Source organism: Companilactobacillus alimentarius DSM 20249, assembly GCF_002849895.1.
GTDB classification, from domain to species: domain Bacteria; phylum Bacillota; class Bacilli; order Lactobacillales; family Lactobacillaceae; genus Companilactobacillus; species Companilactobacillus alimentarius.
The window spans coordinates 1,291,100-1,308,927 of record NZ_CP018867.1 but is presented as its reverse complement, the minus strand read 5'-3'; the positions used below and the strand labels follow the sequence as shown (position 1 = coordinate 1,308,927).

Sequence of the window (17,828 nt, the reverse complement as noted above, 5' to 3'; positions counted from 1 at the left end):
TTCTATGGGAACAATTCAAATAGAAAATGTCAGTTTCAAATATGACCAAATGGCGGATAACTTATTTAATACTTTGAATTTGAAAATCGATGAAAGTTGGAAATTAGGTTTAATCGGTCGAAATGGTCGAGGGAAAACAACGTTGATGAAAATGTTGCTAGGCCAATTGCAGTATCGAGGTCAGATTATCTCCAATTTGAATTTTTACTATTATCCACAGACGGTTGTTGATAAAAATATTCCAACCGTTGAAGTCGTTAAGAATTTAGCACATTTAGAAGATTACGACCTTTGGAAAATTGAAATTGAGTTAGAGAAGTTACAAGTTGATGTGGATATTTTGCAACAAGAATTTTCAACATTGAGTCCAGGTGAAAAAACTAAAGTTTTATTGGCAATTTTGTTTGTTGATGAATCAGGTTTTCAATTAATTGATGAACCAACCAATCATCTAGATGTTGAAGGTAGAAAGATTGTTTCAGAATATCTCAAAGGGAAAAAAGGTTTTATTGTGATTAGCCATGATAAGAGCTTTTTAAATCCAGTAATTGACCATGTCATTTCGATTGATCGTAGTGATGTAGCGGTGTACAAGGGAAATTTTGATACTTGGCAAAAGCAGTGGGAATTACAAAATCAACATGAAGTTAATGAAAAGGTTCAATTGCAAAAGGATATCAATCGCTTGCATGAGACTGCTGTAAAACGTGAGAATTGGTCACGCCAAACAGAAGCACATAAGAATCGGAAACAATATCACGAAAAGGTGCATCTTAATAAAGGTTTTATCGGAACCAAGGCTGCTAAAATGATGAAAAAAGCTAAGACGGCTGAGAAGCGTGTTAATTCTGCAATTGACGAAAAGAAAACTTTGTTGAAAAACATCGAAATAGAAGCACCACTGGAATTAAATTACGAAAAAAGAAATCATCCTGACATATTTGTGCAAGTGGAGAATTTAAAATTGAGACACGAGGATATTGTGACTCCAGAAGTAAATTTTAAAGTGAAATGCAATCAAGTAGTGTCTTTAGTCGGACCGAATGGAATTGGTAAGACGACAATCTTTAGACAAATTATGGGATTGTCACAACCTTTTACACAGACTGGTAATATTTTGATGGCTAATAATTTAAAGATTTCTTATTTGCGACAAGATAATGAATTAAAGGGGACTATTAGACAGTTATCAACACAAAAACAAATTGAACCGGAACTGGTTTTTTCAAATTTACGTAAATTAGGTTTTGAACGTTATCTCTTTGAACAACCAATAGAACAGATGAGTCAAGGTCAACGTCGGAAAGTGGCTCTGGCAGTCAGCTTGTCGGAAGAAGCTAATCTGTACTTCTGGGATGAACCGCTGAATTATTTAGACGTCATCACGCGGCAACAAATTATCGAAGCAATAAAAAAACAACATCCAACGATGTTGTTGATTGACCATGATATTGACTTAATCAATTCAGTTTCTAGTAAAAAGATTGAACTACGTAAATGATTATGTGGAAATGAAAGGGAGTTTTAAAATTGAGAAAGAAATTTTTTAATTCGTCATATAAATTTATGTAGTCCAGATAAATTCTTGACTACATCGGAGGTATTTTTCTTATGGGAACAATACAAATAAAAGATGTTAGTTTTAGATATGATCAAATGGCGACAGATCTTTTCAATAAGATCAATTTAAAAATAGATGAGTCGTGGAAACTAGGTTTGATAGGACGTAATGGTCGTGGTAAGACAACCTTACTAAAAATGATAATTGGAAAATTAAATTTTTCAGGAGAAATAGTTTCTAATTTGAATTTTTATTATTATCCACAGGCGATTATTGATAAGAATATTCCAACTGTTGAAGTTATTAAAAATTTGGCTCAATTAGAAGATTATGATCTTTGGAAAATTGAAATTGAGCTAGAAAAATTACAAGTTGATGTGGATGTTTTGCAACAAGAATTTTCAACATTAAGTCCTGGTGAACAAACTAAAGTATTATTAGCTATTCTGTTTCTTGATGAATCAGGTTTTCAACTGATTGATGAACCAACAAATCATTTAGATATTGAAGGTCGAAAAGCAGTGGCCGATTACTTAAAAGGTAAAAAAGGATTTATAATTATAAGTCATGATAAAAGTTTTTTAAATCTGGTGATTAATCATGTAATATCACTTGATCGAAATGGAGTTTCGATTTATAAAGGAAATTTTGATACTTGGCAACAGCAAAAGAATTGTCAAGATGAACGAGAATTATCTCAAAAAAGACAGTTGCAAAAAAACATTAATCGTTTAAAAGTTACGGCTAGTGAACGAAAAAATTGGGCATTGGAATCAGAAGCTAATCCTGATAGTACTGCCAGAAAAATGATGAAAAAGGCACAACATGTACTGAAACGAGTTGATAAATCGGTAAATGAGAAGCAGTCTTTATTGAAGAATATTGAGATCGAAGGGCAATTAAAGTTTAATTATCAAGAATTAAAGTACCCTAAAATATTTCTACAAGTTGTTGAATTATCTTTGAAAAAAGGGGGAATAACGGTCCCTCAAGTTAATTTTAAAATAGAAGTGAATCAGGTTGTTTCGCTTATGGGACCCAATGGAATTGGAAAAAGTTCAATTGTCAAAAATATTTTAGGGTTATCTCAATTTTTTGAACAGAGTGGAGATATCCAATTGGCTAAGGGACTAAAGATTTCCTATCTGCGTCAGGATAATGAGTTGCAAGGCACAATCAGACAATTGGCTAAACAGAAACAAATTGAACCGGAACTGGTTTTTTCAAATTTACGTAAATTAGGTTTTGAACGTTATCTCTTTGAACAACCAATAGAACAGATGAGTCAAGGTCAACGTCGGAAAGTGGCTTTGGCAGTCAGCTTGTCGGAAGAAGCTAATCTGTACTTCTGGGATGAACCGTTGAATTATTTAGACGTCATCACGCGGCAACAAATTATCGAAGCAATAAAAAAACAACATCCAACGATGCTGTTGATTGACCACGATATTGACTTAATCAATTCAGTTTCTAGTGTAAAAGTCAACTTACATTATTAGAATTGTATTGAATAATTGGCTAACTCATGATATTATTAGACACTGTTAGTAATTTATAATCTATATTTCCGTTAAGGACTTATGGCAAAGGAGCGACATAGAATGAAACAAGGAATTCACCCAGATTACCATCAAGTTGTCTTCATGGACTCATCAACAGGTAAGAAATTCTTAGCTGGTTCAACTGTTGAATCTCAAGAAACAACTGATTACGAAGGTAAAGAATACCCATTAATTCGTGTTGAAATCTCATCAGATTCACATCCTTTCTACACTGGTAAACAAAAGTTTGCTCAAGCAGATGGACGTATCGACCGTTTCAACAAGAAATATGGTTTGGACAACAAATAAAAAAAGTCATCCATTGGATGGCTTTTTTTTTTGCAGTGAAATCAGATTCAGTGCATTTTTATAATTTAGTTTTATTTTTCCGTGACTTTAAATGAGTGAAGACCCAAATGAAATTAATCAATGCTAAACCGCTGGTACTGATGAAGACAGCTGAATAGCTTAAAGCGCTGGTGATATAAGAACCCCAAAGTGGTCCACAGACGTTGCCGACTGATTGGAAAGATTGATTGTAACCAAAGATTCGTCCGGTGTATTTTGAATCAGTATACTTTGCCAAAATGGTTTGAACTTGCGGAACTAGACAGGCATCAGAGACACCAACTAAAAATCTTAAGGCAGCCAATTGCCAAACGTTAGTAACAAAGGCTTGTGGAATATAAACTAAGATTGCAAAAATCAAACCACCAATTAGAATTTTTCCAGTTCCAATCTTGTCTCCTAGAGCACCAAATCTTGGTGCAGCGATGATATTAGCAATCCCCGGCATTGCGGCGACTACACCCGCAACTAAAGTCACCTGACTGGAGTTATGCATCAGTTGCTTAACGTATAAACTGATGATGGGGTTGATAGAATTGTTAGATGTTTGAATAATCATAGTTGTAACAAACATCGCCAGAATCAAATTAGGATTTTTCAACTTGTGGAAAATTTCCTTGGTTGATTCTTCCTCGCCCTTAGGAATCGGTTTGAAATCTTCTTTAATAAAGATCGTAACTAAGATAAAGGCAATGAAAAGTAATGAACCGGTTATCATGAATGGAATTCGATAACCAAAATACTGTGCGATTACACCGCCAACCAGTGGTCCTAACAACGTACCGGAAATAACACCGGTATTTAGGGTACCCAAGGCTTTTCCACTTTCAGATCTTGGAGCTGTTGAAGCAATTAATGTGTTGGAATTACTGACGAATCCAGAGAAGACACCTTGAAGGAGTCTTAAAACAACTAATTGCCATGGAGCAGTTACAAAGGCCTGTAGGAAAATAACGATCGCCATACCTAGTGAAGCTCGGATCAGCATTAATTTTCGACCTTTTCGATCAGCAATCTTACCCCAAATTGGAGAGATGATCGCCATGACCAAGAAGGTTGATGAAAAGGCAATACCGTTCCAAATCACAAGTTGACTTTTTGTGAAATTACCTAACTGGTTAATGTATAATGGCATAAAGGGTGTAATCATACTAAAGCCAATACCTGATACAAAGGTACTAAACCAAAGGACTATAAGATTCTTTTTCCAATAATTGTTCGGTTCAGGCACCTCATTTGTACTAGATGCCATATACATCAAATCCTTTCTAAGTATCTTAGTATACTCTTTTTTTGTTTATATCTTATAAAATTATTTTTTCAAATAAGGAAGTTTATTTATGAAGATGAAGTTAAGGGAAGTTTACTCAGCACTAAAAATCGAAAGTGAAAATATACCAGATGTTGAAATAACCGGGGTTTGTTTCGACAGTCGCAAGGCAAAAACTGGAGATTTGTTTTTCCCATTGCAAGGGGAGCGCGATGGGCATGAGTTCATTAACAGTGCAATTGAGCATGGCGTTAGCGCCACTATTTGGCAAAACGACCATGATATTCCAAATAACAAAATCCCATATGTGACAGTTGAAGATGTTTCAAAAGCGTTTGAAACTTTAGCCAAATATTATTTAAGAAAAGTTAATCCACGAGTTATTGCCGTGACCGGTAGCAACGGTAAAACAACTACCAAGGATATGATTGCTAAAATTCTCAGTACAAGCAATAATGTTGCTAAAACACCTCAAAACTTCAATAATGAAATAGGTGTGCCATACACAATCTTAAATATGCCGACTAACACAGAAGTGTTGGTTGTTGAAATGGGCATGGATCGTCCTGGTCAAATTGATCATTTAAGCAATATTGCTAGCCCAGATATTTCTGTTATTACCATGATTGGAGAAGCACACATCGAATTCTTTGGTACTAGAGACAAAATTGCCGATGCCAAAATGGAAATCGTAAATCACCTGCATGAAGATGGCGCCTTTGTTTATAACGGAGATGAACCATTATTGTTAGAACGTGCTGAGAAAGTAGATCAGCTTAAATTTAAGTTCGGCAATCACACTTCCAATGATCTTTATGCAACTGAAATAGTTCCTGGTAAAACAACTACTAAATTCAAAGTTAATTTGTGGCCAGAACTTGATTTCGAGATTCCAATGATGGGTGAATACAATGTTAATAATGCTCTAGCAGCAATGTTGGTTGGTCGAATCTCTCATATTAAACCGGAAGCTATGCAAAAAGCTTTACAAGAATTATTTGTGACTGCAAATAGAACTGAATGGATGAAGGCTAAAAATGGTGCTGATATTTTGAGCGACGTTTATAACTCTAATCCTACGGCAGCAATTGAAGTACTACATAGTCTCAAGGATATTAAGACTGGTCGAAAGATAATTGTCTTAGGAGATATGCTCGAACTCGGGGATGCTGCAAAATCATTGCATGAATCTCTAGCTAGTCACATTGATCCTAAAGACTTTGCCAAAGTTTATCTAGTTGGCGATGACATGAAGTATTTGCGTGACAAACTAAGCGACAAATATAATTCAAGCAATCTTCTTTGGTATGGGAAAGATCAACTGAGTGAATTAACAAGCAATTTGCAACAAGAATTACAACCAAGTGACACCATCTTATTAAAGGCCAGTCATGGAATTCATTTAGAAAGCGTTTTACATGAACTAATTTAGTCGTGTCAATTGAGATTGTGGATAAAACGTGGTAGAGTAGGTAGATTGTTATTTTATCGTGTTTTAAAAAATGGAGGACATTTGTGAAATTTAAAGAATTAGATTTAGATCCCAGATTACTGAGCGCCGTTAACGAAGCAGGCTTTGAGGAAACAACACCTATCCAAGCCCAAACAATTCCACTAGTTATGACTGGTGATGACGTTATTGGACAAGCTCAAACTGGTACAGGAAAGACGGCAGCCTTTGGTTTACCAATTTTAAATGCCGTTGATACTCAATCAAGTAACATTCAAGCATTGATTATCTCTCCAACTAGAGAATTAGCTATTCAAACACAAGAAGAACTTTACCGCTTAGGTAGTGACAAGAAGGTTAAGGTTCAATGTGTCTATGGTGGATCAGATATTAGAAGACAGATCCGTGCCTTGAAGAATCACCCTCAGATCGTGGTTGGTACTCCCGGAAGAATGCTTGACCACATCAACCGTCACACCTTAAAACTTGGCAATGTCAAGACTGTTGTACTTGACGAAGCTGATGAAATGCTAGATATGGGATTCGTTGAAGATATTGAAAATATCCTTTCAAACGTTCCTCATGAACATCAAACATTGCTTTTCTCAGCTACAATGCCAAAACCTATCATGAAGATTGCTGATAAATTCATGACTGATCCTAAGGTTGTCAAAATTAAATCAAAGGAATTAACTGCTGACAAGATCGAACAATATTTTGTTAAAGCTAGAGAATTTGAAAAGTTTGACTTGATGACTCGTTTATTCGATGTTCAAGCTCCAGAACTAGCATTGATTTTCGGACGGACAAAGCGTCGTGTTGATGAATTGACACGTGGTTTGCAAGCTCGTGGTTACAATGCTGAAGGTATTCATGGTGACCTGTCACAAGATAAACGTACTAGCGTTTTACGTAAGTTCAAGTCAGGTAAACTAGACTTTTTAGTTGCAACTGATGTTGCTGCTCGTGGTTTGGATATTTCTGGTGTATCACATGTTTATAACTATGATATTCCTCAAGATCCAGACAGTTATGTTCACCGTATTGGACGTACAGGTCGTGCCGGACACTCTGGTGTTTCTGTAACTTTTGTTACACCAAACGAAATGAGTTATCTACGTACAATTGAAAACTTAACTAAGAAACGTATGGAACCACTTGCTCCACCAACTGATAAAGAGGTTCTTAAAGGACAATTGGAATCAGTTAAGGAAGATATCAAGGATACTTTGGAACATGACAAGCACTTGGATCGTTTCGATTCAGCTGTTGAAGAATTGTTAGCCAATTATTCTGCTGAAGATATTGCTCGCGTGTTCTTAAGCGAGACTATCAAGGATGCCGAGAGTGTTCCTATCAAGATTGCTCCTGAAAGACCACTTCCATCACGTAAAGTTAGTCATAGTAGATCAGGACATGGTCGTCGTGGTAAGTACAACCATCATCGTGGTGGCGGAAATGGTGAAAATAATCACCGTAGAAGACGCAATGATCGTCGTGATAATCACAATGATAAACATGGTGATAGTAAACATCGCGAACATGATAACAAACGTAATGGTCGTAGCAAGAAGTCATTCAAGATCAGAACAAATCTTTAATAAAAATTAAAAGAGCAAAACAAACGTTTAGCTTTCAAATATAGGCCTAGTAACTCGATCTTGAGTTATTAGGCCTATTTTTTGTGAAACCAAAATAATTAAGCACATTTTGAAGTGTCAAAACTTGAAAAAAGACGTATAAATGCTATGATTTAAGCTTAAATAACTCAAATTGTAATTAGTTAACAAATTGAACTGCAGAAATTATCAAATTATGTTTTACTTCACTTGTAGGATATTAATTACAAAAATAGATTGCGAGAGGTATGTATGATCAAAGGATTAGGGATAGATATTGCAGAAATTGATCGTGTACGAAAAATTTATGGACGTCATCCACGTTTTCTAGAAAAGATTTTAAATGCTGATGAAATTGAAGTTTTCAATAGTTTAAATACTGAAAAGTCTAAAATGACTTACTTAACAGGACGCTTTTCAGTTAAAGAATCTTTTACTAAGGCTATGGGAACTGGTTTACGTGGCATTGGTTTTCATGATTTGAGTGTTTTGAATCATGAATCTGGTCAACCATATATCAAAACCGAAATTTTTAAGGGTAATATCCATGTATCCATTTCAGATACAGATGAACTAGTAATAACTGAGGTTATTCTAGAGGAGGCAAAATAATGTTACCATCAATTCATCGTCCAGCCTATGTGGAAGTCGACTTGGATAAGTTAAAGGAAAATATGCAAAACGAGCTCAAGGCAGTTCCTAATGGCACAAAAATTTTTGCGGTTGTTAAAGCCAATGCTTATGGACACGGACTGGTAAAAGTTGCTAAAGCTGAAATTGCTTTTGGCGCAACGGGTCTGTGTGTAGCAACACTAGACGAAGGATTAGAGCTTCGTAATAACGGCGTTAGTGCTCCAATTCTAGTTTTAGGTATAGTTCCTGTCGAATACGCCAAAGTTGCCGCACGTGCCGATATTTCGCTTACAGTGGGCAATTTAGATTGGCTGAAGGTTGCAGTTGAATTGCATGCCGTGAATGTGAAAATTCATTTAGGAATTGACAGTGGCATGGGCCGAATCGGTTTTCAAGAAAAAGCTGATTTAATTGAAGCTTGCAATTTCTTGAATGAACATCCAGAAGCCTTTATTCCTGAAGGTCTTTATACGCATTTTGCTACAGCGGATAGTCCTGATGAAAAATATTTTGAAAAACAAGTTAAAGATTTCAAGGAAATGACTAGTGATTTACCAACGAAATTCACTTATGTTCACTGTGCTAATTCTGCTACAGCTCTATGGCATCGTGATTTAGCCGTTAATATGGTGAGATATGGTATTGCAATGTATGGCTTGAATCCGTCAGGGACTGATATTACTAAATTGCCATTCAAGTTGGAACCGGCTTTGAGTCTGTTTTCAGAGTTAGTCTTTGTAAAAAAGATTAAAGCGGGACAAAGTGTCGGTTATGGTGCCACTTATACTAGCAAAGAAGATGAATGGATCGGAACAATACCTATCGGCTATGAAGATGGTTGGTTGAGAAGAATGCAAGGTTGCGATGTTTTGATCAACGGACAACGTTGTCAAAGTGTTGGGAGAGTCTGCATGGATCAGTTTATGGTTCGCTTGCCAAAAGAATTGCCAGTGGGAACGAAGGTAACATTGATCGGTAAAGATGGTAATGATGAAATTACGGCAACTGAGGCCGCTAAATATGCAGGGACAATCAGTTATGAAATTCTTTGTTCTTTGAGTGAAAGATTGCCACGAGTTTACAAAAATTAATGAAATTATAAATAAAAAATCCGTCTTAATTGAATTTAATCAATTTAAAGTGCAACACAAAAGTTAGACAAAATTGAATATTGTTAAGCTGATAAGGCATGTTCCCTGTATTCGCGGGGAGTCATGCCTTTTGTTTTTCTTGAGATGCGTCGATTGTTAAACCAATCGACGTACTCCTTAGAAAGTTTCCTAAATTCTTTCATATCTTTACAAGGTGGAAATCCATTGAGACATTCTGTTTTGAATAGATGAAAGAAACTTTCGATTGGCGCATTGTCGAGACAATTTCCTTTGCGAGACATGCTCTGTATAAATCCATCTTCAGAAAGCCTATCAGTATAATAATTTAGTTGATAATGCCAGCCTTGATCTGAATGTATCACTGGGTTGCTTCCTTTAGGTATAACTGTCGTTAATTCATTTAATGTATCCATAATTAATTTACTATTGGGACTATTACTTACTTGGAACGCTAGAACTTCTTTGCTTGCCTCGTCGGTAATTGCGGAAACATAAGCCCATTCGTTATCCCTTAAACGAACTTGTGTGACATCTGTATGCAGGACTTTAAAGGGCTCAGTTTCATTAAACTGTTGATGTAAAATGTTGTGTGCGACCTTTCCAACAGTTCCTTTATATGAGGAATACTTTCCATTTTTATGACGATTATAAAGATTTACTTGAACATTTAACTCATTCATCAAGCGACGAGCTACGGCATCTGCTATGTGAACATCTAGTTTAATTAATCCTTCTTGTACGCGACGATAACCGTAGGTTAGGCGTCCACGACATTTTCCACTTTCAGTAATTTTTAATATTTCAGTTTTTATATCTTTGTACTTATCTACATGATTTTTGATACGTTTACGCTCATCATGGTAAGTGGCCTTTTTAAGTCCAATGGCCTTAAGAATATCGCCTATCTTATACCGTTCTGCTTTTGGAAGAGACTCTTGTTCTACCCTGATCTGATCAACTATTTGTGTTTTTTTGCGTCCTTTGAAGTTCCGAACAGGGTCATTGATTTTTTTAAAATATCATTCTCCAACTTTGTGTCATATAATTCTTGATTCTTCTTTGCGAGTTCCTCGCGAAGTTGATCTAATTCATTCTTGTTTATTAAATGACGTAATTTCTTTTTATCATTTTTCACTTTGGATTTTCTGCCTTTCGGATGAGACTTCAAGGCTTCTATGCCATGTTTATTGAATGCCGTTCTCCAGGAACTAATCTGACACTTGTTAACATCAAATCTGGCGGATACTTCAGCTAAAGTTTCATCATGAGTTTGATAGTAGTTTATCACATCAATTTTAAATTCAGCTGAAAAGCTTCGTTTAGTTTTTTTTCGCTTAAGCGAGTCTACGCCGCTTAAGCGATATTTTTGAATCCAGAAACTGACTTGCCGTTTAGGTAAATTATGTTTCTCTGAGAGACTTTGCATGCTGGTTCCACCTTGGAGGTATTCACCAACAACTTCTGCCTTTAATTTTGAACTGTATTTAACCATATAAAAAGCGCTCCATAACTGTTAGATTTCTTGTCTAACAATTATGAAGCACTTTAACCTTTTTGGTGCTATAGTGATATTTCTATTAATATATATTATTATTTTTAGCATTGATCTGTTAAGACAGTGGATATTTAAAAAAATTGGAATTAATAACATTAGAGTAGTTAACAATGCCGTAAATAAAATAAACACTTTTCTAATTAGAAAATAAAATAGTGTTAAACGAATCATTTAATTGAAAAATATTAAGTGAATTTTATTAAATTATATTATTGGAGAGATATTTAATAAAAAGAATTAGGTGGATTGATTTTGGCAAGGGACTTACTATTTTTTTGTTTTGGTTGTACATTGTATAAATGAAATTTATGAAACAAACAACTTTTCTAACTATGATGTGATTTCTAAATCATTACTTGCAATAATATATACATTTATAATGCCATGTTTTTTTGCATTATCAGGATTTCTATATAAAAATCCTAAGTCTAGTAAAGAATACCTGTACTCTATTAAAAAAAATTTATAAATTTTTCAATACCTTATATTGTGTTTTCTATTTTATTTGTATCGTTACAGCATTTAACAACCGTTAATAGATTGAATTCGTGGAGAAGTTTAATATATATATATAAGCAACCAATAGAATATCTTTGGTTCTTATATGCATTGTTTTTTGTGTTTGTTTTTATAGGATTAATAAATATTATGAGAATACCTTTTCATACTCAATTAGTTTTATGTATAATTCTGTTTGTCTTAGTACAATTAATAGATTTACCGTATTTTATATACTCAGCATTTTCATGGTTACCTTGTTTCTATGTGGGTATCATAATTGGGAAAAATATAAATATTCTTAATAGCTATGTAGTGTTTGCAGTTTCTTTAATAATTACGGTATTGGGATTAGCAGTTAGAATTTATTTGGGTGGTATGTGGTTTAGAAATAATGATATGTTGTTAAACACAGCCATTTTTAAAATTGGAAGTATATTTTTAATGTTTTTCCTTTTCTATCATTTTCGTAATAATAAATTCTTCAATTATTTTGAAAAGTATGGTAAATACTCAATCATTATATATTTAGTACACTTGCCTTTTTCATCATTTTTCAAGATTGTTTTACTTAGGATAGGAATATCAAATTATTTTCTTTTTCTATTTTTATTAATATTTTTGTCATGTAGTGCTTCAATATTTATTTGTTATTTATCAGGAAAGATGAATGTTGTAAATTTCTTTTTTCATCCCGATAAATATTTAAAAATAAGTGAATAGTAAATGGCCGACTTTATTCTAGCGGTACCAGCGTAGAAGTATGGTCACCTCATTGAAATAAAGGGTAAGGTATTTTTAATGGATAAAAAAACTAAACATTGTAAAAGTTTAAGTCAATCAAAAGATCGATAGAAGTATTTGTCAAGAGCGGTTTAATAATGTAAGTTTTTAGCAGTCGTTTTGTTTCCTTTAAATGATGTGATTTTTTTGTTATTTTAATAGCGTGAGCATGGTATACTAAGCGGACAAGAAAGCTTTCCATAACTGTAAAATTTTGTTTATATCGAGTATTGAACAATTGGAATAGTAAATTAATCTTGATCATGGCTGATTGGCAAATAGCCTACCTCATAGATAATTAAAAATTCATATTGCACGTAGCGACGAATTGTTCTTTCCATTAATTTTTTCATGTATACTGTGTAATCTCATTTGAAATTCATGACAATTGATGAATAACGCTCGCTTGTCTTGCTGGTAAGCTACGATTTCCAGACTAATTACTAAGTGAGCTTTATCGACACCAGAACTACTAATGAGAATCAAATTCTCGTGCTTATCTAAAAATGCTAAATTATGATATCCAATTTTGCCAATCTATTTCTAGTTCAGTTAAGCGAAGTAATGCCTCTGTAAACGGAAGTTGTTCACTGTTTGTTTGGTTTATGTAGATTGGAAATATGCCTTCATCTTTTGTAGATTTAATGCTTCTAGGTTATTTAATAATACCTTGGAAATGGATTATTTTACTCCTCCAGTTCAGTTCCTAAATTGTCATATTGTGTTGAATGTTCACTGATATAAGTTTTAATTTTATCTTCTGAATGGTCCTTTAAAAGATTGGATTTTTGATTTGCAACATTAAAATTAAATTGATTAGTAGTTACGTCGAGCGTCCTTATTGGTTCTTCGTTATAACAATATAGAATTCGTTGCTGATTGTCTGTTAAGACGACTTCAACCGTACAGCTGATGTATTTCGAATCTAATGAGTATTTAAACTTGCAGAAATTGACCATTGATTCCTTTGATACGACACAGGTAATGTCTTCTTCAGAGAAAGGATTCAATAAGTTTTGGTTGTACGATAAATAGAGTTGATAGGTATTTTGCTATCAACTCTATTTTTGTGGTGCGCCTGGCATGGGCGTTAACTTGGTAGTGAAGGTACGAATAAGGGTGGCATTTCATTTAAAGAATTAGTTTTGAATAGAGATAATCTCAATCTAGCTTATAACCCCAAACCTGTCAGAAGAGTAGAAATACCTAAACCTGATGGGTCCAAACGTAAGCTGGGTGTACCAACGGTCGCTGACCGTTTGATACAACAGGCGATTGCACAAGCAATGACGCCTGTGTTTGAGAATATGTTTTCTGATAATAGTTTTGGATTTAGACCAAATCGAAGTGCCCATGATACCATAAAATGTGTCGCAGAATTTTATGATCAAGTCTATCACGTTATGATAGACCTTGACCTAAAATCATACTTCGATACAGTCAATCATGACTTACTAATGAAATTCATCAAACGATATATCGATGATGAATGGTTATTGAGAATGATTCGCAAATTCCTGACTAGTGGTGTAATGGATGGACAACTATTTCAAAAGTCCGAGAAAGGAACGCCACAAGGTGGCAATCTTTCCCCATTACTAGCTAATATCTATTTGAATGAGCTCGATAAATTACTTATGTCCCGTGGACATAAGTTTGTTCGCTATGCCGATGACTGTAATATTTATGTCAAAAGTAAACGAGCTGGATACCGGGTTCTTGAAAGTATTTCGAAATTTCTTGAGAAAGACTTGAAATTAACCATCAATCGAAAGAAGACCAAAGTTGGTTCTCCATTAAGATTGAAATTTCTAGGATTCTCACTTGGTGTGTCTACTAAAGGTGTTTATATAAGACCTAGCGGACAAGCTAAGAAGAGAGTCAAACAGTCACTTAAGTTAATGACAAAGAGGAACCGAGGAAGAAGCCTCGATGTTCTCTTTAAAGAGATACATCAAAAGATGATAGGTTGGCTCAACTACTATGGGATTGGAAATATGAAAACATTCATTAAAAATTTAGATGAATGGCTTCGTTCGAGAATCAGACAATATATTTGGAAATCATGGAAGAAAATTAAAACTAAGATTAGAAACCTAGTAAAACTTGGTATGACAAAGAATCAAGCCTGGGTATTCGCCAATACCCGTAAGGGATACTGGCGAACAGCCCATAGTAAGACGTTGTTATACACTTTAACGAATAGAAAACTCGAGTCCCTTGGGCTAATAAATATGTCCAAGAAGCTCGAGTCTATTCAAAATGCTTAAATTAGTGAACCGCCGTATACGGAACCGTACGTACGGTGGTGTGAGAGGTCGGTGACTAATCGTCACCTCCTACTCGATTACGCTGATTGTTGAAACAATCAACGTAATCCTTTGAAATTTCTTTAATTTCCACAATGTTCTTACATTGTGGAAATCCATTGAGACATTTTATTTTAAATAGATGAAGGAAATTTTCAATTGGCGCATTGTCGAGACAATTTCCCTTGCGAGACATACTTTGTATAAATTCATTCACAGATAGTTCATCAGTATAACAACTCAATTGGTAATGTTATTCTTGATCATGCTCACGTTATTAAAATAGCAGGAAAATCATTTCGTTTAAAAAGAACAAAATGATTGCAAATACCTATGTTTTTAAACCGCTATTAACAGAATGAAAATCTAAGCTTGCAATTTTAATTTATTTTCATTGTGATATGACGGTTATTAATACCCCAAAGAATCCGATTAAGGCAACAATTATTATCCCATCGAATCCAATAATATCACCCCTTATTTCGGTGGATTTTTCAAAGCCATCGAATAATGCCTTTCTCCTCTTCATTATTGAACGATAGAATACTTGTAAGATTTTAAAAAAATAAAATAAGGTTATCACAGTTAATATAGTTAAAAATGTAAGAAAAACATAATAATTTGACAAACTAGAATTTATTGTACTTGAAATGTTGGATTTATTATTTGCTAGGTAAATGGTAAAAATGTCTAATAAAAATAAGTAAATTACTCTAAAACAAATCACACTTGCATTTTTTGATAAATTATCATTTGAAAGATACGCAATACTGACGTTAATACCAAATGCTAATCCTATAATGACACCTAATAAAATCGAGTTAAAAAATTGTAATATACTGATTCCCTCGAAACCACCAATAAATTCTATTATAAGAATTAAAATACTTGGGGTAGAGTAACTAAGCAGGATTATTGGAATTTTATTATTCTTCAGCCAGTAAACCAATTTGGAATTTAATTTCATTATGTTTCTCTTCTTTCGTTTCTTATTTTTTTACCATATTTAATTATAAGAAATATGAAAGTAAATAGTAGTATTAATTTTAGTCATTTTTAATAAAAAACAATAATATTTATTCCAACTTGAAGTTCAGGTCTATCACATAGATCTGGCTTTTTTTGTCCCATATCCCGAAACACCCTGGTAAATATGATAAAATTAACACAATAGGGTAAAGAACCAATGGGGGAAAACAAATGCACACAAAACACAAAAGTCATACTTTTCGTAATGTCTTTTTATCACTTGTGGCTTTGATTATTCTTGGTACGGCGGCATTTGGGATGTCGCATTATCGGAGTGTAAAGGCTGCAATTAATAGTTCTTTTGCACCGTCGGGTGTGGATAAAGAGCGAAATGTTAGTTCTATTTTGAAAAAGAGGACTCCGGTTTCTATCTTATTAATGGGAACGGACAATGATGAATCGGGTCGTAATTACACTGGTCGCACGGATTCGATGATGGTCGTGACGATTGATTCTAAGACTAAGAAGACGTCTATTACTAGTATTCCTAGTGATTCAGCGGTTGTTGTACCGGGCTTTAAGGGGAAATCTCCGGCTAAAATCAGTGCTGCTTACTCTTATGGTCAGGCAAAAACTGCGGTCACTACGGTTGGTAAGTTCTTGAATGTACCGATTGATTTTTACGCACTTATTAACATGAACGCCATGGAACAGGTCATTGATAAGATAAATGGTGTCGATATTTTTGAGCAGGGTCAAAAGACGCACATGAATAGTACTAAGGCTATTAATTATGTGAATGACGCTAATGATGACTATGGTCGCCAAGTTCGTCAATTTGAGATATTGAGCGGTATTTTACGCAAGAGTGACTCAATTTCGACTTTGTTAAATCAAGATTTCTTCAATACTTTGGCTAAGCAAACACAAACTGATCTGACTTTCGCTGATTTGAGAGTTTTGGCTAAAAGTTATTTTGCTGGTGATGGCGAAATTGACCAGACTCATCTAAAGGGTGAAAGTAATAGAATTGCTAAACAGAGTATGAAAGTGATCAAGCAGTCTGAATTGCAACGGGTAACTAATTTTGTCCGCGGTAATTTAAACCTCGAGCACGTTAAAACGGGGACGATTGCTTATAAGTTAGACGAAAAGATTCAACCAGACGTTAAAAAGAAAACTAAGAAGAAGAAATCGACTAAAAAGAGTAAGAAAGTAGCTACACAAACTGAGACTACCAATAATAATGCTTCTGATAACAGTAGTTCTGTTGGTAATGCTACAAGTACGGCCGACAATTCTGCGACAACTGGTTCTTCAACAACTGGAACTGGGTCCACGAATAGTAGTAATGGGACGGCTTCATCATATACTGGCGGTTCTTCAAGAGGAACTTCAAGCAACAGTTCTTCATATACAGGATCAACTGGTGGTAGTGGTTCGTCGTCGAATAGTTATTACGGTGGTGGCACGACTTCTTCCAATACTAGTGGTTCCACTTCATCTACGACAGGCAGTAATAGTTCCAACAATACTACTTCTTCAAATGATAGTAGTAATTCGTATGGCAGTGGTTCATCAACTAGTGATGGCTCAGATAGTGGTGTAACTAATGGCTATGAATCATCAGGTTATGGTGAATAATAGATAATACAAATAGTCCACAGATACTAGATGTTCTATCTAGTATCTGTGGACTATTTGCTATGCTTGAAATTTTGCAGTTGGTAGGTTAATAGTCATTATCATCCTCAATAATATGTTCCTTAGTCTGATTGAAAATAGTAATGATGTGTTGGTCACTCAAACGATAGTGGATATTTCTTCCACGTCTTGCGTTGGAGACCAAATTCAACTGTTTCAAAATGCTTAATTGATGGGAAATGGACGACTGGCTCATATCCAAAGTATCAGCGATTTCCCCGACACTCAGTGGCGTTTCTGACAAAGCCAAAATTATTTTGACTCTGGTCATATCCCCGAAAGCCTTGAAGACGTTGACCATTGCCTCCAAATCCTGATTATCTGGCAAATTCTGTTTTAAATTATGCAGAGCCTTTTGATGCTCGATTTCAAAATTTTGTTCTGACATTAATTAATCCTCTTGTTGAAATTAGGTTGCAATATAACAACTCATTATATTATAATTTATATATGAATGAATGTTCATATATTCATAT

19 protein-coding genes are annotated in these 17,828 nt (G+C 34.5%); 11 read left to right on the top strand and 8 right to left on the bottom strand.

The genetic code is table 11. The features are described from left to right. Positions 1-4: 4 nt before the first annotated feature. From abc-f (LA20249_RS06280) to LA20249_RS06270, 3 genes are all read left to right on the top strand, one after another. Positions 5-1,501: a ribosomal protection-like ABC-F family protein gene (gene abc-f / locus LA20249_RS06280; protein ID WP_057739155.1), complete on the top strand. Its 1,497-nt coding sequence runs from the start codon at positions 5-7 to the stop codon at positions 1,499-1,501. A gap of 110 nt (positions 1,502-1,611) precedes the next feature. Further along, the gene (abc-f, locus tag LA20249_RS06275) at positions 1,612-3,060 is read left to right on the top strand and encodes a ribosomal protection-like ABC-F family protein (protein ID WP_057739154.1); all 1,449 of its coding nucleotides are present in this window, start codon (positions 1,612-1,614) and stop codon (positions 3,058-3,060) included. Positions 3,061-3,162: 102 nt separating this feature from the next. Further along, positions 3,163-3,411 (top strand): type B 50S ribosomal protein L31, encoded by a 249-nt coding sequence (locus LA20249_RS06270; protein ID WP_057739153.1) that lies wholly within the window; start codon positions 3,163-3,165, stop codon positions 3,409-3,411. A gap of 58 nt (positions 3,412-3,469) precedes the next feature. On the opposite strand, the gene LA20249_RS06265 is transcribed toward LA20249_RS06270, so the two are convergent. Then, on the bottom strand, positions 3,470-4,702 hold the full coding sequence (locus LA20249_RS06265; RefSeq protein WP_083477938.1) for a multidrug efflux MFS transporter: 1,233 nt from the start codon (positions 4,700-4,702) through the stop codon (positions 3,470-3,472). Positions 4,703-4,790: 88 nt separating this feature from the next. Here LA20249_RS06265 and LA20249_RS06260 point away from each other — a divergent pair, with 88 nt between their 5' ends. The 4 genes from LA20249_RS06260 to alr all read left to right on the top strand — a co-directional run bounded on the left by LA20249_RS06260 (position 4,791) and on the right by alr (position 9,513). Then, the gene (locus LA20249_RS06260; RefSeq protein ID WP_057739151.1) at positions 4,791-6,152 is read left to right on the top strand and encodes a UDP-N-acetylmuramoyl-tripeptide--D-alanyl-D-alanine ligase; all 1,362 of its coding nucleotides are present in this window, start codon (positions 4,791-4,793) and stop codon (positions 6,150-6,152) included. A gap of 83 nt (positions 6,153-6,235) precedes the next feature. After that, positions 6,236-7,771 (top strand): degradosome RNA helicase CshA, encoded by a 1,536-nt coding sequence (locus LA20249_RS06255; protein WP_057739150.1) that lies wholly within the window; start codon positions 6,236-6,238, stop codon positions 7,769-7,771. A gap of 270 nt (positions 7,772-8,041) precedes the next feature. After that, a complete protein-coding gene (acpS, locus tag LA20249_RS06250) occupies positions 8,042-8,401 on the top strand; it encodes a holo-ACP synthase (protein ID WP_057739149.1) in 360 nt (119 codons plus the stop codon). Further along, positions 8,401-9,513 (top strand): alanine racemase, encoded by a 1,113-nt coding sequence (alr, locus tag LA20249_RS06245; RefSeq protein ID WP_057739148.1) that lies wholly within the window; start codon positions 8,401-8,403, stop codon positions 9,511-9,513. The genes acpS and alr overlap by 1 nt, the downstream gene beginning before the upstream one ends. Before the next feature lie 83 nt (positions 9,514-9,596). Here alr and LA20249_RS06240 read toward each other — a convergent pair whose 3' ends face one another. Next, positions 9,597-10,484, bottom strand: coding sequence for an IS3 family transposase (locus tag LA20249_RS06240; protein WP_255887630.1), 888 nt, complete (start codon positions 10,482-10,484; stop codon positions 9,597-9,599). Between the two features lie 8 nt (positions 10,485-10,492). After that, positions 10,493-11,026 (bottom strand): helix-turn-helix domain-containing protein, encoded by a 534-nt coding sequence (locus LA20249_RS06235; RefSeq protein ID WP_101836880.1) that lies wholly within the window; start codon positions 11,024-11,026, stop codon positions 10,493-10,495. Between the two features lie 343 nt (positions 11,027-11,369). On the opposite strand from LA20249_RS06235, the gene LA20249_RS12080 reads away from it, so the two are divergent. Further along, entirely contained in the window at positions 11,370-11,558 is a 189-nt protein-coding gene (locus LA20249_RS12080; protein ID WP_371861867.1) for a hypothetical protein, read from the top strand. Continuing rightward, entirely contained in the window at positions 11,555-12,310 is a 756-nt protein-coding gene (locus LA20249_RS12075) for an acyltransferase family protein (RefSeq protein WP_371861868.1), read from the top strand. Before LA20249_RS12080 ends, LA20249_RS12075 begins: the two co-directional genes overlap by 4 nt. A 366-nt stretch (positions 12,311-12,676) precedes the next feature. Here the strand turns inward: LA20249_RS12075 and LA20249_RS11860 are convergent, their stop codons facing one another. Both LA20249_RS11860 and LA20249_RS06220 read right to left on the bottom strand, forming a co-directional pair. After that, positions 12,677-12,856 (bottom strand): hypothetical protein, encoded by a 180-nt coding sequence (locus tag LA20249_RS11860; RefSeq protein ID WP_235806761.1) that lies wholly within the window; start codon positions 12,854-12,856, stop codon positions 12,677-12,679. 200 nt (positions 12,857-13,056) lie between these two features. Next, positions 13,057-13,329: a hypothetical protein gene (locus LA20249_RS06220; protein ID WP_057738997.1), complete on the bottom strand. Its 273-nt coding sequence runs from the start codon at positions 13,327-13,329 to the stop codon at positions 13,057-13,059. Between the two features lie 186 nt (positions 13,330-13,515). On the opposite strand from LA20249_RS06220, the gene ltrA reads away from it, so the two are divergent. After that, positions 13,516-14,640, top strand: a complete 1,125-nt coding sequence (ltrA, locus tag LA20249_RS06215; protein ID WP_057738998.1) for a group II intron reverse transcriptase/maturase — start codon at positions 13,516-13,518, stop codon at positions 14,638-14,640. 55 nt (positions 14,641-14,695) lie between these two features. Here the strand turns inward: ltrA and LA20249_RS06210 are convergent, their stop codons facing one another. Further along, positions 14,696-14,875, bottom strand: coding sequence for an IS3 family transposase (locus tag LA20249_RS06210; RefSeq protein ID WP_162254636.1), 180 nt, complete (start codon positions 14,873-14,875; stop codon positions 14,696-14,698). Between the two features lie 195 nt (positions 14,876-15,070). Continuing rightward, positions 15,071-15,646, bottom strand: a complete 576-nt coding sequence (locus LA20249_RS06205) for a hypothetical protein (RefSeq protein ID WP_057738999.1) — start codon at positions 15,644-15,646, stop codon at positions 15,071-15,073. Between the two features lie 233 nt (positions 15,647-15,879). Between LA20249_RS06205 and LA20249_RS06200 the strand changes: the two genes are divergently transcribed. Further along, positions 15,880-17,292 (top strand): LCP family protein, encoded by a 1,413-nt coding sequence (locus LA20249_RS06200; RefSeq protein WP_083477928.1) that lies wholly within the window; start codon positions 15,880-15,882, stop codon positions 17,290-17,292. An 88-nt stretch (positions 17,293-17,380) separates the two neighbouring features. On the opposite strand, the gene LA20249_RS06195 is transcribed toward LA20249_RS06200, so the two are convergent. Beyond that, positions 17,381-17,740 carry an ArsR/SmtB family transcription factor gene (locus tag LA20249_RS06195; protein WP_057739000.1) on the bottom strand — a complete coding sequence of 120 codons (360 nt, stop codon included), beginning with the start codon at positions 17,738-17,740 and terminating at the stop codon, positions 17,381-17,383. Positions 17,741-17,828 lie beyond the last annotated feature (88 nt).

What these genes read in the sequence shown, in the direction of transcription:
- abc-f (WP_057739155.1), top strand. Translation starts at nt 5, where the DNA reads ATGGGAACAATTCAAATAGAAAATGTCAGTTTCAAATATGACCAAATG.
- abc-f (WP_057739154.1), top strand. Translation starts at nt 1,612, where the DNA reads ATGGGAACAATACAAATAAAAGATGTTAGTTTTAGATATGATCAAATG.
- LA20249_RS06270 (WP_057739153.1), top strand. Translation starts at nt 3,163, where the DNA reads ATGAAACAAGGAATTCACCCAGATTACCATCAAGTTGTCTTCATGGAC.
- LA20249_RS06265 (WP_083477938.1), bottom strand. Translation starts at nt 4,702, where the DNA reads ATGGCATCTAGTACAAATGAGGTGCCTGAACCGAACAATTATTGGAAA.
- LA20249_RS06260 (WP_057739151.1), top strand. Translation starts at nt 4,791, where the DNA reads ATGAAGATGAAGTTAAGGGAAGTTTACTCAGCACTAAAAATCGAAAGT.
- acpS (WP_057739149.1), top strand. Translation starts at nt 8,042, where the DNA reads ATGATCAAAGGATTAGGGATAGATATTGCAGAAATTGATCGTGTACGA.
- alr (WP_057739148.1), top strand. Translation starts at nt 8,401, where the DNA reads ATGTTACCATCAATTCATCGTCCAGCCTATGTGGAAGTCGACTTGGAT.
- LA20249_RS06235 (WP_101836880.1), bottom strand. Translation starts at nt 11,026, where the DNA reads ATGGTTAAATACAGTTCAAAATTAAAGGCAGAAGTTGTTGGTGAATAC.
- LA20249_RS06220 (WP_057738997.1), bottom strand. Translation starts at nt 13,329, where the DNA reads ATGGTCAATTTCTGCAAGTTTAAATACTCATTAGATTCGAAATACATC.
- LA20249_RS06210 (WP_162254636.1), bottom strand. Translation starts at nt 14,875, where the DNA reads ATGTCTCGCAAGGGAAATTGTCTCGACAATGCGCCAATTGAAAATTTC.
- LA20249_RS06205 (WP_057738999.1), bottom strand. Translation starts at nt 15,646, where the DNA reads ATGAAATTAAATTCCAAATTGGTTTACTGGCTGAAGAATAATAAAATT.
- LA20249_RS06200 (WP_083477928.1), top strand. Translation starts at nt 15,880, where the DNA reads ATGCACACAAAACACAAAAGTCATACTTTTCGTAATGTCTTTTTATCA.
- LA20249_RS06195 (WP_057739000.1), bottom strand. Translation starts at nt 17,740, where the DNA reads ATGTCAGAACAAAATTTTGAAATCGAGCATCAAAAGGCTCTGCATAAT.